The organism is Pseudomonas sp. H26/SER47-MNA-CIBAN-0231 (assembly GCF_040310465.1).
GTDB classification, from domain to species: Bacteria; Pseudomonadota; Gammaproteobacteria; order Pseudomonadales; family Pseudomonadaceae; genus Aquipseudomonas; species Aquipseudomonas atacamensis.
In genome coordinates this window covers 145,772-160,753 of record NZ_JBEOPW010000014.1, presented here as the reverse complement: position 1 = coordinate 160,753, position 14,982 = coordinate 145,772, and the positions used below count along the sequence as shown (strand labels likewise).

Here is a 14,982-nt window from a genome sequence, read left to right as displayed (position 1 = left end):
ATGAGAGGGCGTGGATTGAGCACTACCCAAGCACTGGTCGCACTAGCCCGCAAGCTTGCACGGGTGGTATTTGCTCTGTTGAAAAACCAGAGCGAATACTCACCCAAAGGCGTTTAGGGGCTAGGCATGAACCATAGAATCTCCCACAGGGATTTTGGGTGCGCTGAAGATTGTGGCCTTGCCCCGGACCATTGTGGGAGCGAGCCTGCTCGCGAAAGCGGTGTGTCATTCAACGTGGATATATCTGATCTGGCGCCTTCGCGGGCAAGCCCGCTCCCACAGGGGATTTGGGGTGCGACAAAGATTGCTGATCTGCCCCGGATCTTTGTAGGAGTGAGCCTGCTCGCGATAGCGCTGGGTCAGGCGATAAAGAGGTTGAATGTGCCGGCGCCTTCGCGGGCAAGCCCGCTCCCACAGGGATTTGGGGTGCGACAAAGATCGTAGATCTGCCCCGGATCACTGTGGGAGCGAGCCTGCTCGCGAAAGCGGTGTGTCATTCAATGTGGATGTATCTGATCTGGCGCCTTCGCGGGCAAGCCCGCTCCCACAGGGGATTTGGGGTGCGACAAAGATCGTAGGTTTGCCCCGGATCACTGTGGGAGCGAGCCTGCTCGCGAAAGCGATGGGTCAGGCGATGATGAGGTTGAACGTGCCGACGCCTTCGCGGGCAAACCCGCTCCCACAGGGATTTGAGTTGGATTGAAGAGTTGCGTTTGTCAGCGGTTGTATTTCAGCGCGTCGACAAACGCTGCAAACGCTGCGGAGCTCTGGCGCCTGTTCGGGTAATACAGGTGATAGCCCTGAAACGTCGGGCACCACTCTTCCAGCACTTCCACCAGTCGCCCGTCCGCCAGATACGGCGCGACCAATTGTTCGGGCACGTACGCCACGCCGATGCCGTCCACGGCGGCATTGAGCACATGCATGATGCTGTTGAACACCAGTTGCCCATCGACCTTCACGCTGAAATCCTGACCCTTGTGCGCAAACTCCCAGGCGTAAATCGCGCCGGCCGGTTGGTGGCGGATGTTGATGCAGGTGTGCTCCATCAACTGATGCGGCGTGGCGGGTTTCGGGTGGCGAGCGAAGTAATCCGGCGAGGCCACCACGGCCAGGCGCCAGTCCGGGCCGATGCGCACGGCGATCATGTCTTTGCTGATCGATTCACCGAGACGAATGCCGGCGTCGAAGCGTTCCTTGACCACATTGGTAAATCCGTAATCGACGTAAAACTCCAAGGTGATGTCCGGATAGTCCTGCAAAAACTGCGCAAGCATCGGCCGGATGCACAATTCAATCTGATCGTCCGTGCAGGAAACACGGATCGTGCCGCTGGGCTTGTCGCGCAATTCGCCGAGGGCTTCGAGCTCGGCGCTGATCTGCTCGAACAGCGGCGCAATCGAATGCATCAAGCGTTCGCCAGCCTCGGTCGGCGAGACATTGCGCGTTGTACGAGCGAGCAAGCGGATACCCAGACGCTGCTCCAGCGCGCGCACCGTATGACTCAGCGCAGACGGCGTGACGCCGAGGCGGGCGGCAGCCTTGGTGAAGCTTTGCTCCTGCGCCACCGCCAGAAAGGCCTGCAGGTCGTTGACTTTGGCGTTGCTCATTGCTGAATTTTTCTCAAAAGCACATGAAGATTACCGCTACTAATCAAGTTAAGCCTGATCCGTCAAGCTTTGCAGCCTGAGTAACGGGGCAGAAGTGCCTCGATGATTTCTTCTTCAAGACAGGTTTTCGCATGACGGCTCAAGTAATCGACACCCCGACAGCCCAGCCCATCGAAGCGTCCACTGACGGCGAACAACCGGCGTACTGGAGCGGTGTGTTCGCCATGACCTTGTGTGTCTTCGCGCTGATCGCCTCCGAGTTCATGCCGGTCAGTCTGCTAACGCCAATGGCTACGGACTTGCACATCAGCGAAGGTCTAGCCGGCTACGGCATCGCCCTCTCCGGCGCGTTCGCGGTGCTGACCAGCCTGACGATCAGCAGGCTCGCCGGCTCGATGGATCGCAAGCGCCTGTTGCTGCTGTTGACGGCGCTGATGTGCGCCTCCGGTTTGGTGGTGGGTCTGGCGCCCAATTACACGGTGTACATGATTGGCCGCGCATTGATCGGTGTGGTGATTGGCGGCTTCTGGTCGATGTCAGCGGCGTTGGCCATGCGTCTGGTGCCGTCCGCCAGCGTGCCCAAGGCATTGGCCATTTTTAACGGGGGCAATGCCCTGGCGACCGTCGTGGCGGCGCCGTTGGGCAGTTATCTGGGCAGTGTGATTGGCTGGCGCGGGGCGTTTTTCTGCCTGATACCCGTGGCGTTGATTGCGCTGCTCTGGCAATGGATCAGCTTGCCCGCGCTCCCGGCCGCGCCGCGCAAAGCCAGCGCAGCCAATGTTTTTGCGTTGTTCAAAAGCCGCCGGGTGGCATTCGGCATGCTCGGCGCAGGTCTGTTCTTCATGGGCCAGTTTGTGCTGTTCACTTACCTGCGACCGTTTCTGGAAACCGTGACCCGGGTCGATGTTTCGATGCTGTCGATCATCCTGCTGGTCATTGGTGTGGCCGGGTTTATCGGCACTGTGATCATCGGGTCGGTGCTGAAGTCAGGTCTGTACAGAGTAGTGATCGCCATTCCGCTGCTGATGGCGATGATTGCTGTGGCGCTGATCGGGCTGGGCAGTTCAGTGCTAGCAGTGTTCGTGTTGCTGGGCTTGTGGGGATTGATCGCCACGGCGGCGCCGGTAGGCTGGTGGTCGTGGCTGGCGCGCACGCTGCCCGACGATGCCGAAGCCGGCGGTGGGCTGATGGTGGCGGTGGTGCAGTTGTCGATTGCCTCGGGTTCTACCATCGGTGGTCTGCTGTTCGACGGCAGCGGTTATCGGCTGACGTTTTTCGCCAGCGCGGCATTGCTCGTGCTGGCGGCGCTGATGACCTGGCTGACGTCGCGGCAGACAGCCTGAATCAGCTTTCGGTGTTTTCGGCCGCCGCCTGCGCCGCTTCGGCTTCCAGCTTCAGGCGGTCGGCCTTGCAGATGTATTTGGGCTTTTTCGGCGCCAGTTTGGCATTGGCCTTTTTGGCCTTTTCCTTGAACAACTGCTGCAGCTTCTTTTGACGATTCATGATTTTTCGATCAGGGGTGGAGAGGGTGGGAATCCTGACGCAAGGCCGAGTGGTCAGCAAGAAGAAATCCACTAAGCTGAGCACATTCGCCCATACTCTAGAGCATCCCCCAACCGAAGGAATCGCACATGAGAAAAGCTCGCAGATTGATTACCGCGTTGTCTTGCCTCGCGCTGGTAATCGGCAGCACGACGGCACTGGCTGACCCCGGCAATGGCAAGGGGCAGGGTGGTCAGGGCGGCCAGGGCAACGGCAAGGGCAAACCGCAAAACATGCAGGATCACGGTAAACAGGGCGGGGGCGGCCAAGGCAATGGCAACAAGGGCCAGCAACACTCTGGCAATCGCGGCGGCGGGCCGAGCGTTGATCGCGGCGATATTCTCAGCAGCGTCGGCATCTATCGCGGCCAATACTGGAATCCGGGGCCGCCGCTGCCGCCGGGTATTCAAAAGAATCTGGCGCGGGGTAAACCGTTGCCCCCGGGCATCGCCAAGAAGCTGGACGGGCGAATGCTCGAACATCTGCCTCGTTATGACGGCTACGAATGGCGACAGGCGGGCACTGACCTCATTCTCGTTGCGCTGGCCACCGGGCTGATCTACGAGGTGCTCAACGGCGCGTTCGATTGATTGTTGAAAAAGGAGCGGCCGCACGTGCCGCTCCTTTTTTATGTGTGTATTGCTGCAGCCTTTGCAGCAATGAACTGCATTCAGGCTGGGTTGTTCGTTGAGTGCTGCGCTTTCAGACTGAGCTCAACGCTTAACAAATGAATGGAGATGACCATGGCCAACGCAATCCGCTTCAGCGAAACGGGCGCACCGGATGTCCTGCAATTGCACACTGTCAGCGAGCAAACCCCTGGGCTCGGCGAGGTCTGGCTGGAGCAAGCGGCGGTGGGCGTCAATTACCTCGATGTCAGCCAGCGCAAAGGTGCGGTGCCGGTGGCGTTGCCCTCGGGGCTGGGTCTGGAAGGCGCGGGTCGGGTGGCGGCGGTCGGTGCCGGTGTGAGCAATTTGCGCGTCGGTGATCGGGTCGCTTACGCCACTGGCCCCTTGGGCGGTTACGCCTCGGCGCGGCTGTTTCCGGCAGAGCGGCTGGTGAAGATTCCCGAAGAGTTGTCGTTCGAAGACGCGGCGGCGGTGTTGTTCAAAGGCATCACCGCGCAGTATCTGCTGAAAGCGACTTATCCGGTCGGGCCGGGCACGACGATGCTGCTTTACGGTGTCGCGGGAGGTCTGGGGGAAATCATGGTGCCGTGGGCCAAACACCTTGGCGCGACGGTGATCGGTGTGGTGTCGAAGCAGGCCAGTGTCGACAAGGCGCGCGAGTCCGGTTGTGACGAAGTGCTGGTGTTTGATGCCGAGACCCTCGCCGCCGATGTGGTGCGTATCACCGAGGGGCGCAAGGTCGATGTGGTGTATGACCCGATTGGTCGGGTGTCTTTTCAGGCCTCGCTGGACAGCTTGCGCCCACGCGGATTGATGGTCTCGTTCGGCGCGCAGACCGGCGCGCCGGCAGCGGTGGAAATGGCCACGCTGAACGCCAAGGGCTCGCTGTTCCTGACCCGTCCGTCGCTGGCCGCACACACCGCCACGACAGCTGAATATCAGGAGCGCGCGCAAGATGTGCTGGCCGCTGTTGCCGCCGGTATCATCACGCCGCAAATTCGCGCACGTTATTCATTGGCTGACGCGGCGCAAGCGCACGCCGATCTTGAATCGGGCCGATCATCAGGGGCGATCATTTTAAAACCATGAATCTGGATGTTCTGAGCAACCCGCACAGCGATGAAATCGCTGCTTTCCTGGCCGTCGCCGCGCAAGGCTCTTTTGTCGCGGCGGGGCGTTTGTTGCAGCGCCATCCGACCATCGTTTCCAAGCGCCTCGCGGCGATGGAGAAGCGACTGGGCGTGCGGTTGGTGGAACGCTCGACGCGACACGTGCGTATCACCGAGGCTGGCCTGCAACTCGAACAGCGCCTGCGCGCGGCCGTCGAGTTGATGAACGAAGCGCAGCAGCAAGCGGTGCAGGGTGCCAGCGAAGTACGCGGCACCCTGCGCCTGGCCTTGCCGGCGGCGATGGGGCGGTTATGGCTGGGGCCGCTGCTGCCGGAATTTCTCAAGGCTCACCCGCAGGTCTCGCTGGTCGCCGATTACAGCGAAGGCCTGGTCGACATCATCGAGCAGGGCTTCGACGCGGCTATTCGCATCGGCGAGCTTGATGACAATCGGCTGATTGCAAAAAAGCTCAGTGACCATCGACGGATTCTCTGCGCATCGCCGGCCTACATCGAGGCCCACGGCATGCCGCAAACCCCGCAGGATTTGCTGCAACACAATTGCCTGCGCTTCAGCGGGCTGGCGTCGTTCCCGCTGTGGCGTCTGCATCGCGGCAACGAAGTGCAGACCATTACGCCACACGGCAACCTGACCGCCAGCGACAGCGAATCCTTGCTCGCCGCCGCCCGCGCCGATGCCGGCATACTCGGTGCCGGCGACTGGCTGATGAGCCGCGATCTGGCGACAGGGCGGCTGATTCGCGTGCTGCCCGACTGGCATCTGGATTCGGCGGGCGGCGTTTATCTGGTCAGGCCGTCATCGCGGTTTCCAGCGGCGGCGGTGGTGGCGTTCAAGGAATGGATCGAAGCGAAATTCGATCCGGCGCCACCTTGGGCGGTTTGATCACAACCTGCATCAAGACCGACACTGACCCTGTGGGAGCGAGCCTGCTCGCGAAAGCGGAGTGTCAGTCATAGTTGATGTGGCTGACCTGACGCCTTCGCGAGCAGGCTCGCTCCCACAGGTTTCGTGGCTTGCTCAGAAACTCCCGAACGCCCAAATATCCAATGTGAGAGCGAGGGCCAGTTTGGGCGCCCAAAAAAGCCCGGCATCGCTGCCGGGCTTCGGTGTTTTCAGCGCTTTACGCAGCGATCTTGTTGGCTGCCATTTCCTTTTTGTGACTCGCTTTCATGGCTTCCATTTGCGCGCCCAGTTCCTCGAGCTTGGCCTTGCCCAGAAGCTTCTGCGCTTTCGGGAACATTTCCTGTTCTTCCTCTTCGATGTGGTGCTCCAGCAGTTCCTTGACCACTTTGACCCGACCAGCAAATTCCGGGGTGCCTGGATCGGTTTCTTTCAGATCAGGCAATACCAGTGAGTCCACGGTGCGGTGCTCTTCCTTGGCTTCGTAATACATGATGTCTTCTTCCTTGCTGCCGGCTTCCTTGAACGCAGGATAGAGAATCTCTTCTTCGAGGCGGGTGTGGATGGTGATTTCCATTTCCAGTTTGCCCAGCAACTCGACGCGTTTTTTCAGCGCGCGGTCGGTGGACTCACTCAGTTGGCTGAGGATGGCTTTGACTTTTTCATGGTCGGCTTTGAGAAGGTCGATGGCATTCATTTTTTGAGGCCTCTGCTTATCACGGATTGAACACAGCGTTCTTTTTTTCGCGCTGCTGTGTATTCAGGAAGAGGCTATCGCAGGACTCGTGCCAATTCGCCGACCAAGTCCACCCCGCGTAAATCAGGGCCTGACGGCGAAGCAGGCATAACGCCTTCGTGCAGGCTGCAAGATGTCCGCGTGGCGGGCATTGCATATAACAAGCCCGGCAAAAGCCGGGCTGTGGTGATACTTCAGACGGGCCTGCACCCGTGGGTCACCGGTTAGCCTGGGAAGGCGAAATGCGACCGACATGCTTGGGTCCCGCCAACGCCCAGGCGATCAGGCCGAACAGCGGCACGAACACGATCAGCACGATCCACACGCCTTTATTGCTCGATTTCCCCTCGCTTTTGCGCACCCGGTTGATGGCCCAAAGCTCGATCAGCACGAGAATGACCGCCAATACGATCCACACGGTTTCGATTTGCATAGGCTTAACTCCTGATGGTCTGTGCGTTAGGCGACGAGAGGGGCGTTGGGTTCATTCTTTTTGCCTGGGACAAGCGGACGCGGTGATACCCGGTTGCAAAATAGATGTCTGGTCGCCGCTGCGCCCTATATCCTCTGCGCCACACGTTTAGGCTGGAACAGGGACAGGGCAATGGCATTCAGGGTGATGGTCGTCGGTGGTTACGGCAATTTCGGCAGTATCGTTTGTCGGCATCTGGCGCAGATGCCAGAGATTGAACTGCTGCTGTCGGGCCGCGATGCGCGCAAGCTGCAACACAAGGTCGCCGAGCTGCAAGCGCAGTCGGGCCGAGCTTGCGAAGGCTGGTGCGGTGATGCGATGGGCGCAGGTTTTCAAGCGGCGTTGCGAGAGTTGAATATTCAGTTGGTGGTGCACACCGGCGGGCCGTTTCAGGGGCAGTCCTACGCGGTTGCTGAAAGCTGCATCGATGCCGGGGTCAATTACTGCGATCTGGCTGACTGCCGCACCTTCGTCAACGGCATTGATGTGCTCGACGCCCGCGCCAGGGAGGCTGGTGTGGCCGTGCTCAGCGGTTGCAGTTCGGTGCCGACCTTGTCTTCGGCGATCATCGATGAGCAGCGCTTGCGCTTCGCCCGAATCGACTCGATCGAGCATGGCATTTCTTCCTCGGCGAAGATGCCGGGCCTGTCCACAGTCGAAGGCGTGCTCGCCTACGCAGGCAAACCGATCAAACAATTGAAAAACGGCCAGGTTCACGAAGTATTGGGCTGGCTCGACCTGACCCTGCGCAGCATGCCGCAACTGGGCAAGCGGGTGCTGGCCAATGTCGATGTGCCTGACATGGATATTTTCGCACGCCGCTATGGCGCACAGACGCTGCGCTTCAAGGCTGGCGCCGGCCTGAAGCTCGGCGGTGTCGCCAACGCCTTGCTCGCGCAAGCCTTGCGCTTCGGTCTGGTGCGCGATCACGCGCGCTGGGCGGCGCGCCTGCATCGCTTGGGCACGTGGTTCGAACGCTTCGGTGATGGCAAAAGCGCGATGTACATCGATGTTCGCGGCATCGGTGTCGACGGCCAGCCGCTGAGCATGACCGCGCAACTCACCGCACTGAATGACAAAGGCCCGGAAATCCCCAGCTGCGCCGCCGTCGCCCTCGCGAGCAAAATGGCTCGGGGTTATGTACCGCAGGCCGGCGCGCGGCCGTGTGTTGGCGAAATCAGCGTCGATGAATATCTGGCGGCGATCAACGATCCGGCCAATCTGAGCCTGTCGGTTCAGTTCTTCGAAGGGCAGCGTTGAGATGCTCTATCTCTGCCTGAAGTACCTGCATGTAATCGCGGCGATTTTCCTCTTCGGTTTCGGCATGGGCTCCTACCTCTACCTGATCGCCGCCAGCCGCAGCGGCAACCCGCAGGTGATCGCCCATGTCGCACGAATGGTGGTGCGCTTTGATACGTGGATCACCACGCCGGCCGGGTTTGTGCAGGTCATTACCGGCTATCTGCTGATGAGGCTCTCGGGGCTTTCGATGAGCACCGAATGGCTGCTGACTTCGCTGATCATTTTCTTCTGTGTCGGCGCGTTGTGGCTGCCGGTGCTGGTATTGCAGAAGCGTTTGCAGAGCATGGCGCTGAGCGCGGGCGAGGGCGGCCTGCCTCTGGATGATCGCTACGCGAGCACGTACCGCTGGTGGTTCTGGATGGGCGTCGCCGGGTTCGCCGGGATGTTTGTCATCGTGCTGATGATGGTGACGAAGATGACGCCGCTGCAACTGATCGGGTCAGCCGTGGGCTTTTAGAAAACGGCTTTCATGATCCGCAGTCGGCAGCAGACAAGTGTCGTACTTGCCGAACAGCCGATAGCGGTTCAGCGCGATGCGATCGTAAGCCCAGTCGCGCAGACGACGGGGGAAGATCCGCAGCAGTTTCAGCGGCTGCCAGCGCGTTGGCAGTTGCCCGACCACTTCCAGGAATGCATCTGATCGCTCCCAATAATTGCGGTCGCGGATCACCGCCATGGTGTCGAACTCGTCCAGCGGCAAACCGGCCCACGCCAGCAAGGCCTGGCCCTCGGGCGATTGCACGGTCGCCAGCCGCACATGGCGCTGACGGTCATGGCGAATCAGAAAACGCGCCCAGCCGTTGCACAGTTTGCACACGCCGTCGAACAGCACCACGGTTTCGCCGGGCTTGAGCAATGGCGCGGGGGTGGGGCGGGTTTTCATGGCAGGCATCGGCGGATGTCCTTGGCGGCGGTTGTCGCGATCATAACCTTGATCATCGGACTATAAGAGTAGATCGCGCCGGTATTGCCCCGGCGATATGCCGTGCACGCGGCGGAAGGCAGCGCCAAACGCCGCGTCGGACAGGTAGCCCAGTGACGCGGCGACAGTAGCCACATTCTCCCGACCATTGCGCAAGCGGAACGCGGCCACGCGCATCCGCCAGCGCGTGGCGTACTCGACCGGCGCTACACCCATGCAAGTTTTGAATAACGCGGCGAAACCCGATCGCGACATGCAGGCCATCTCGGCCATTTGCGTCAGTCGCCAAGGCTTCTGCGGAGCAGCGTGAATGGCGCGCAACACGCCGGCAATCGCCGGTTCCCGCAGTCCGCCCAGCCAGGCCAGTTGTTCGGCATCCGCGCTGTTGATGTGATGGCGCAGCGCATGGATGAAGATCAGCCGCAGCAGGTCGTTGCACATCGCCTGCGAGCCAGGCTGATGCGACGGCCACTCGCGCCCCAGTTCATCCAACAGCCAGCCGAACGACGAAGCGCCTGCGGTTTCGGCACGAATGATCAGCGAGGTCGGCAGCACGTCGAGCAGCTCGGTTGCGCCGGGTCCCGACAGCGACACGCTGCCGCCCAGCAACTCGACTTCCTCGCCGACGCCAAAGGTCGCCGAGGCGCCGTCAAGGGCAAAAACATCCGCTGCATTCACCGCCTCGATGTCGGGGCCGCTGGCCAGAATGAACGGCGTGCGCGACACCACAAAACAGTCGCCGGCCTGCAACAGGCGCGCCGGCATGCCTTGCATGCGCAGCCAGCATTCGCCTCGTCGCACCACGTTGAATTTCAGTTCGATGGGTTGAAATCGCAGCGCCCAGACACCGCCCGCTTGCAAGCGAACCGAGCAGTCTGCGCGCAGTTCCGAGAGCGCCAATACGGCAGAAAGTGGATCGCCAGCAGGATTTTGGATGATCACGACAGAAACCTGGACTTATCAGACTGGTTCGTCCCGAGAGCTTAGCCAAGAATGAAGGCATTCGATAGCTCACTCAGGATTACGCCCATGGCCACGCTTCAACAACCTGTGCAATCACCGTTCAACGCCGCCAGCACAGCGGCTGAAGTCATGGCCGGCATTGATCTGCGCGGGCAACTCGTAGTGGTGACCGGCGGCTATTCCGGCCTCGGTCTGCTGACGGTAAAAAGCCTCGCGGCGGCAGGGGCGCAAATTATCGTGCCGGCCAGAGACACCGCGCGAGCTGAGGCTGCATTGGCTGGAGTGGACGGTGTCCGCGTGATGCACATGGACCTCATGCAGGCCGAGTCGGTGGCGGCGTTCAGCCACAGCGTGGTCAGCGCGGGTCAGCCAGTGTCCTTGCTGATCAACTGCGCCGGAATCATGGCCGCGCCGTTGCTGCGCGATGCCGATGGCCATGAAAGCCAGTTCGCGACCAACCATCTCGGTCATTACCGCCTGACCTGCGGCCTCTGGCCCGCGCTGGTCAAGGCTCGACGGGCGCGGGTGCTGTCGGTGTCATCGCGCGGGCATCAGATTGCCGGAGTCGATTTTGACGACATCGATTTCTCGCAGCGGCCGTATGACAAATGGGTCGCGTATGGCCAGTCGAAAACGGCCAATGCCTTGTTCGCGATTGCACTGGATCAGCGTGGGCGTAGCCATGGCGTCCGCGCATTCTCGTTGCATCCCGGGCAGATTCTGACGGATCTGGCACGGCACTTGAGCACAGCGGAACTTGCCGCATTCGACGCGCTGGATGAGCAGGGTCGGCCACGGCTGGATGCGCACAATGGACTGAAAACTGTCGAGCAAGGCGCGGCGACGGGGTTGTGGTGTGCGACCAGTGCATTGCTTGCGGATTTGGGTGGTGTGTATTGCGAAGACTGCAATGTTGCGCCGGTCAATGAACCGAAAGCAGGCCGCAAGGGTGTTGCGAAATGGGCGGCGGATGCTGAGCTGGCTGAGCGACTTTGGGCGGTGTCGGAGCTATGGACGGGGCTCACGGTCGCATAAATCGAGTCAAAGGCCAAAAGCCCCTCACCCTAACCCTCTCCCCAGAGGGAGAGGGGACTGACCGAGGTGTTTAGTAGAAATTCGCCGACCTGAAATACCGGGTCGAACTCAGGTTTTGAACAGCACCCAAATCTGCTCTCTCTCCCTCGGGAGAGGGCTGGGGTGAGGGGCTGCTCGATAGAGTTACTCCCCCAGCTTCGCCCAGAATTCCTCCGCCGAAGGGCTGATCGGTGCCGTCGGGCGAGTCAGGTGTATTTCCAGTGGAATATCCCAACTTTCATCCAGTGCCCTGACCAGACGCCCGTCAGCCATTTCCTGTTCGGTCAGGCTTTTCGGCAGCCAGGCCACGCCTTTGCTTTCCAGCGCCATCGACATCAGCACTGCGGCCAGATGGCTGCTGAACAGCGGTTTCAAATGCAGATAATCGGCCTTGCCGTGCAGTCTGTGGGCGACGATTCGGCCCAGGCCGGATTCGTGGGTGTAGGCCAGATAGGGCAGGGTTTCAGGCGACGTGCCGAACTGGGCTGAAGCACTCGCCAGCGGCACAAGTACGTCCTCGCCGACCTTCTTGCCAATGAACTGATCAGGCGCCAGTAATGGCGGAACGTCGGGGTGGCGATGGCATAGCAGGAACTGCACCTGGCCATGAATCAGCATCTGTTCGCACACGGCCATGCTGTCGGAATGCAGGCGAACCGCATCGATCGGCGCGCCACTTTCGGCGCTGCGCAACCAGCGTGGGAAGAAGGTGAATGACAGCGAGTGAGTGGCAGCGAACTGCAAGGTTTTCGCCGCCATGCCGGCCACTTCCTGAGCCTCGGAGCGCATGCGGTAAAGGCGTCTGGCCGCTTCCTGGGCGCTGGGCAGAATCTGCCGGCCGGCCTCGGTCAACGTCGCACCTTGCGGGGTGCGCACGAACAATTCCACACCCATCCAGTTCTCCAGCGAGCGCACTCGGCGACTGAACGCCGGCTGCGTCACATGGCGTGCTTCAGCGGCCCGGACAAAGCTGCCGTATTCGGCCAGCGCTGAAAAATCCTCAAGCCAAACCAGTTCCAAGGGCAATGCCTCCTGTGCATAGGGCGCGGCATTAATAGCATTGGGCGGGTGCCATCGCAAAGCATAACGTTGGGTCACCACAACAAGAGGAACCCGTCATGCGTATCGTCGATATCCGTGAAAAAACCGTCTCCATTGCTTCCCCGATCGCCAATGCCTACATCGATTTTTCGAAGATGACCTGCTCGGTCGTCGCGGTCATTACCGACGTGATTCGCGACGGCAAACCGGTCATCGGTTACGGCTTCAACTCCAACGGTCGCTACGGCCAGGGCGCGTTGATGCGCGATCGTTTTCTGGCGCGGATCACCGAGGCCGACCCGGAAACCCTGATTGATCACGAGAACAATAACCTCGATCCGTTCGCCATCTGGAAAACCCTGATGACCAACGAAAAACCAGGCGGGCATGGCGAGCGTTCAGTAGCGGTCGGCACCATCGATATGGCGGTGTGGGATGCGGTGGCGAAGATCGAAGGCAAGCCGCTGTATCGCCTGCTTGCCGATCGTTATCGCAACGGCGTCGCCGATGACAAAGTCTGGGTGTATGCGGCGGGTGGTTATTACTACCCGGGCAAGGACCAGAGCAAGCTCAAGGCGGAAATGCAGAGCTACCTGGACCGTGGCTATGACGTGGTCAAGATGAAGATTGGCGCGGTGCCGCTGGACGAAGATATCCGCCGCATTGAAGCGGTGCTCGAAGTGGTGGGCGACGGCCAGCGCCTGGCGGTCGACGCCAACGGCCGCTTCGATCTGCAGACCGGTATCGCCTACGCCGAAGCGATCAAGAAGTACAACCTGTTCTGGTACGAAGAAGTCGGCGACCCGCTGGATTATGCGCTCCAGGCCGAGCTGGCCAATCACTACGAACTGCCGATGGCCACCGGCGAAAACCTCTTCTCTCACCAGGATGCCCGCAATCTGTTGCGCCACGGCGGCATGCGCCCGGACCGCGACTACCTGCAATTCGACTGCGCGCTGTCCTACGGGCTCGTCGAGTACATGCGCACCCTGAAAGTGATGGAAGAGCTGGGTTGGTCTTCGCGTCGCGTAGTACCACATGGTGGTCACCAGATGTCGCTGAACATCGCCGCTGGTCTGCACCTGGGCGGCAACGAATCGTACCCGGACGTGTTCCAGCCATTCGGCGGTTTTGCCGATGGCATCCGCGTGGAGAACGGCTACGTCGGGCTGCCGGATATCCCGGGGGTAGGCTTCGAAGCCAAATCTGCGCTGTATGCCGTCATGCGTGAACTGGGCGAGGGCTGATTCGGTTTTATCTGCGGCCTCGATTTCCGAGGCCGCAGCTTCAGGCGTCATCCTCGACGCCAAAGCCACATGCCCACCACAACAATAAAATGAGGTGCTTCCGTGGAAACTTCAAAATCGCGCTGGTACAGCCAGCTCTATGTGCAAGTGCTGATCGGCATCGTCATCGGCGCTGCCATCGGATACTTCGTGCCGGACATCGGCGCCAAGCTGCAGCCGTTTGCCGACGGTTTCATCAAGCTGATCAAGATGCTCCTGGCGCCGATCATTTTCGGCACGGTGGTGGTCGGTATCGCCAAGATGGGCAGTATCAAGGAGGTCGGCCGCATCGGTGTGAAAGCGCTGATCTACTTCGAGATTCTTTCCACCATCGCTCTGGTGGTCGGCCTGATCGTAGTCAACGTGGTCAAGCCCGGCGCCGGCATGAACATCAACGCCGGCACCCTCGATGGCAGCGCTGTCAACAAATACAGCCAGGCGGCGAGCGAGCAGGGCGGCCTCGTCGAATTCTTCCTCAATATCATCCCGCATACCTTCCTCGGCGCCTTCTCCAACGGCGTGATGCTGCAAGTGATTCTGTTGTCGGTGCTGATGGGCGTCGCCTTGGTGCAAATGGGCGAAACCAGCAAACCGCTGATCAACACCATCGATCTGTTCCTCCAAGGTCTGTTCAAAATCGTCGCGATGGTCATGCGTCTGGCGCCGTTGGGCGCGGGGGCTGGCATGGCATTCACCATCGGCAAATACGGCATCGGCACTCTGCTGTCGCTGGGGCAGTTGCTGGTCGCGCTGTACATCACCACGCTGATCTTCATCGTCGTGGTACTGGGCGCGGTGGCGCGATGGTCGGGCATGCCGCTGATGCAGTTTCTACGTTATTTCAAAGATGAAATCCTGATCACCCTGGGCACCTGTTCGACCGAAGCGGTGCTGCCGCGAATGATGGTCAAACTGGAAAAGCTCGGCTGCAAGAAATCCGTGGTCGGCATGGTCCTGCCGACGGGCTACACCTTCAACGCGGACGGCACCTGCATTTACCTGACCATGGCGGCGATCTTCATCGCCCAGGCGACCAACACGCCGCTGACGTTCATGGATCAGATGATCCTGCTCGGCGTGTTCCTGCTGACCTCCAAGGGCTCGGCCGGTGTGGCGGGAGCAGGGTTCGTGACCTTGGCGGCCACGCTCACCACCATTCACTCGATACCTCTGGTGGGCCTGGTGTTGCTGTTGGGCATCGACCGCTTCCTCAACGAGGCGCGAGCGGTGACCAACCTGATTGGCAACGGCATCGGCACCATCGCCATTGCCAAGTGGGACAACTCCTTCGATGTCGAAGCGTGCGAGCGGGAAATCGCTGCCATGAAACACGCCAAGGCCGAACGTAAATCGATGCTGGCGCACAAGTAATCCG

The 14,982-nt window shown here is 60.5% G+C and carries 16 protein-coding genes and 1 pseudogene; 10 read left to right on the top strand and 7 right to left on the bottom strand.

Translation table 11 applies throughout. From position 1 onward, the window contains the following. Nucleotides 1–117 (top strand): annotated as a pseudogene (locus AAEZ10_RS20305) (IS110 family transposase); the annotation flags it as partial. A gap of 599 nt (nt 118–716) precedes the next feature. Here the strand turns inward: AAEZ10_RS20305 and AAEZ10_RS20300 are convergent. After that, nucleotides 717–1,610 (bottom strand): LysR family transcriptional regulator, encoded by an 894-nt coding sequence (locus AAEZ10_RS20300; RefSeq protein WP_350570716.1) that lies wholly within the window; start codon nt 1,608–1,610, stop codon nt 717–719. Between the two features lie 131 nt (nt 1,611–1,741). On the opposite strand from AAEZ10_RS20300, the gene AAEZ10_RS20295 reads away from it, so the two are divergent. Next, nucleotides 1,742–2,953 carry an MFS transporter gene (locus tag AAEZ10_RS20295; protein WP_502947700.1) on the top strand — a complete coding sequence of 404 codons (1,212 nt, stop codon included), beginning with the start codon at nt 1,742–1,744 and terminating at the stop codon, nt 2,951–2,953. Nucleotide 2,954: 1 nt separating this feature from the next. On the opposite strand, the gene AAEZ10_RS20290 is transcribed toward AAEZ10_RS20295, so the two are convergent. Next, a complete protein-coding gene (locus AAEZ10_RS20290; RefSeq protein WP_110645778.1) occupies nt 2,955–3,113 on the bottom strand; it encodes a DUF2986 domain-containing protein in 159 nt (52 codons plus the stop codon). Between the two features lie 128 nt (nt 3,114–3,241). Here AAEZ10_RS20290 and AAEZ10_RS20285 point away from each other — a divergent pair, with 128 nt between their 5' ends. From AAEZ10_RS20285 to AAEZ10_RS20275, 3 genes are all read left to right on the top strand, one after another. After that, nucleotides 3,242–3,742, top strand: coding sequence for an anti-virulence regulator CigR family protein (locus AAEZ10_RS20285; RefSeq protein ID WP_071171916.1), 501 nt, complete (start codon nt 3,242–3,244; stop codon nt 3,740–3,742). A gap of 153 nt (nt 3,743–3,895) precedes the next feature. Continuing rightward, nucleotides 3,896–4,870 carry a quinone oxidoreductase family protein gene (locus tag AAEZ10_RS20280; RefSeq protein ID WP_350570713.1) on the top strand — a complete coding sequence of 325 codons (975 nt, stop codon included), beginning with the start codon at nt 3,896–3,898 and terminating at the stop codon, nt 4,868–4,870. Beyond that, nucleotides 4,867–5,793 (top strand): LysR family transcriptional regulator, encoded by a 927-nt coding sequence (locus AAEZ10_RS20275; RefSeq protein WP_273525557.1) that lies wholly within the window; start codon nt 4,867–4,869, stop codon nt 5,791–5,793. Before AAEZ10_RS20280 ends, AAEZ10_RS20275 begins: the two co-directional genes overlap by 4 nt. 238 nt (nt 5,794–6,031) lie before the next feature. On the opposite strand, the gene AAEZ10_RS20270 is transcribed toward AAEZ10_RS20275, so the two are convergent. Together AAEZ10_RS20270 and AAEZ10_RS20265 are read right to left on the bottom strand one after the other, a co-directional pair. Continuing rightward, on the bottom strand, nt 6,032–6,508 hold the full coding sequence (locus AAEZ10_RS20270) for a PA2171 family ribosome-binding persister protein (protein ID WP_024012575.1): 477 nt from the start codon (nt 6,506–6,508) through the stop codon (nt 6,032–6,034). A 256-nt stretch (nt 6,509–6,764) separates the two neighbouring features. Continuing rightward, the gene (locus AAEZ10_RS20265) at nt 6,765–6,980 is read right to left on the bottom strand and encodes a PLD nuclease N-terminal domain-containing protein (RefSeq protein ID WP_039764119.1); all 216 of its coding nucleotides are present in this window, start codon (nt 6,978–6,980) and stop codon (nt 6,765–6,767) included. 171 nt (nt 6,981–7,151) lie between these two features. Between AAEZ10_RS20265 and AAEZ10_RS20260 the strand changes: the two genes are divergently transcribed. Then, on the top strand, nt 7,152–8,279 hold the full coding sequence (locus AAEZ10_RS20260) for a saccharopine dehydrogenase family protein (protein WP_350570710.1): 1,128 nt from the start codon (nt 7,152–7,154) through the stop codon (nt 8,277–8,279). Nucleotide 8,280: 1 nt separating this feature from the next. Beyond that, nucleotides 8,281–8,778: a DUF2269 family protein gene (locus AAEZ10_RS20255; RefSeq protein ID WP_071171920.1), complete on the top strand. Its 498-nt coding sequence runs from the start codon at nt 8,281–8,283 to the stop codon at nt 8,776–8,778. Here the strand turns inward: AAEZ10_RS20255 and AAEZ10_RS20250 are convergent. Together AAEZ10_RS20250 and AAEZ10_RS20245 are read right to left on the bottom strand one after the other, a co-directional pair. Continuing rightward, nucleotides 8,761–9,213, bottom strand: a complete 453-nt coding sequence (locus tag AAEZ10_RS20250; protein ID WP_110645773.1) for a thiol-disulfide oxidoreductase DCC family protein — start codon at nt 9,211–9,213, stop codon at nt 8,761–8,763. The two genes, AAEZ10_RS20255 and AAEZ10_RS20250, sit on opposite strands and share 18 nt — an antisense overlap. Before the next feature lie 51 nt (nt 9,214–9,264). Beyond that, nucleotides 9,265–10,185: an AraC family transcriptional regulator gene (locus tag AAEZ10_RS20245; protein ID WP_241149609.1), complete on the bottom strand. Its 921-nt coding sequence runs from the start codon at nt 10,183–10,185 to the stop codon at nt 9,265–9,267. 87 nt (nt 10,186–10,272) lie between these two features. Between AAEZ10_RS20245 and AAEZ10_RS20240 the strand changes: the two genes are divergently transcribed. Then, the gene (locus tag AAEZ10_RS20240; RefSeq protein ID WP_350570707.1) at nt 10,273–11,241 is read left to right on the top strand and encodes an oxidoreductase; all 969 of its coding nucleotides are present in this window, start codon (nt 10,273–10,275) and stop codon (nt 11,239–11,241) included. 183 nt (nt 11,242–11,424) lie between these two features. On the opposite strand, the gene AAEZ10_RS20235 is transcribed toward AAEZ10_RS20240, so the two are convergent. Continuing rightward, nucleotides 11,425–12,300: a LysR family transcriptional regulator gene (locus AAEZ10_RS20235; protein ID WP_024012581.1), complete on the bottom strand. Its 876-nt coding sequence runs from the start codon at nt 12,298–12,300 to the stop codon at nt 11,425–11,427. Between the two features lie 98 nt (nt 12,301–12,398). Between AAEZ10_RS20235 and AAEZ10_RS20230 the strand changes: the two genes are divergently transcribed. Both AAEZ10_RS20230 and dctA read left to right on the top strand, forming a co-directional pair. Beyond that, nucleotides 12,399–13,568: a mandelate racemase/muconate lactonizing enzyme family protein gene (locus AAEZ10_RS20230; protein WP_024012582.1), complete on the top strand. Its 1,170-nt coding sequence runs from the start codon at nt 12,399–12,401 to the stop codon at nt 13,566–13,568. A 102-nt stretch (nt 13,569–13,670) separates the two neighbouring features. After that, nucleotides 13,671–14,978 carry a C4-dicarboxylate transporter DctA gene (gene dctA, locus AAEZ10_RS20225; protein ID WP_110599133.1) on the top strand — a complete coding sequence of 436 codons (1,308 nt, stop codon included), beginning with the start codon at nt 13,671–13,673 and terminating at the stop codon, nt 14,976–14,978. Nucleotides 14,979–14,982: the final 4 nt, after the last annotated feature.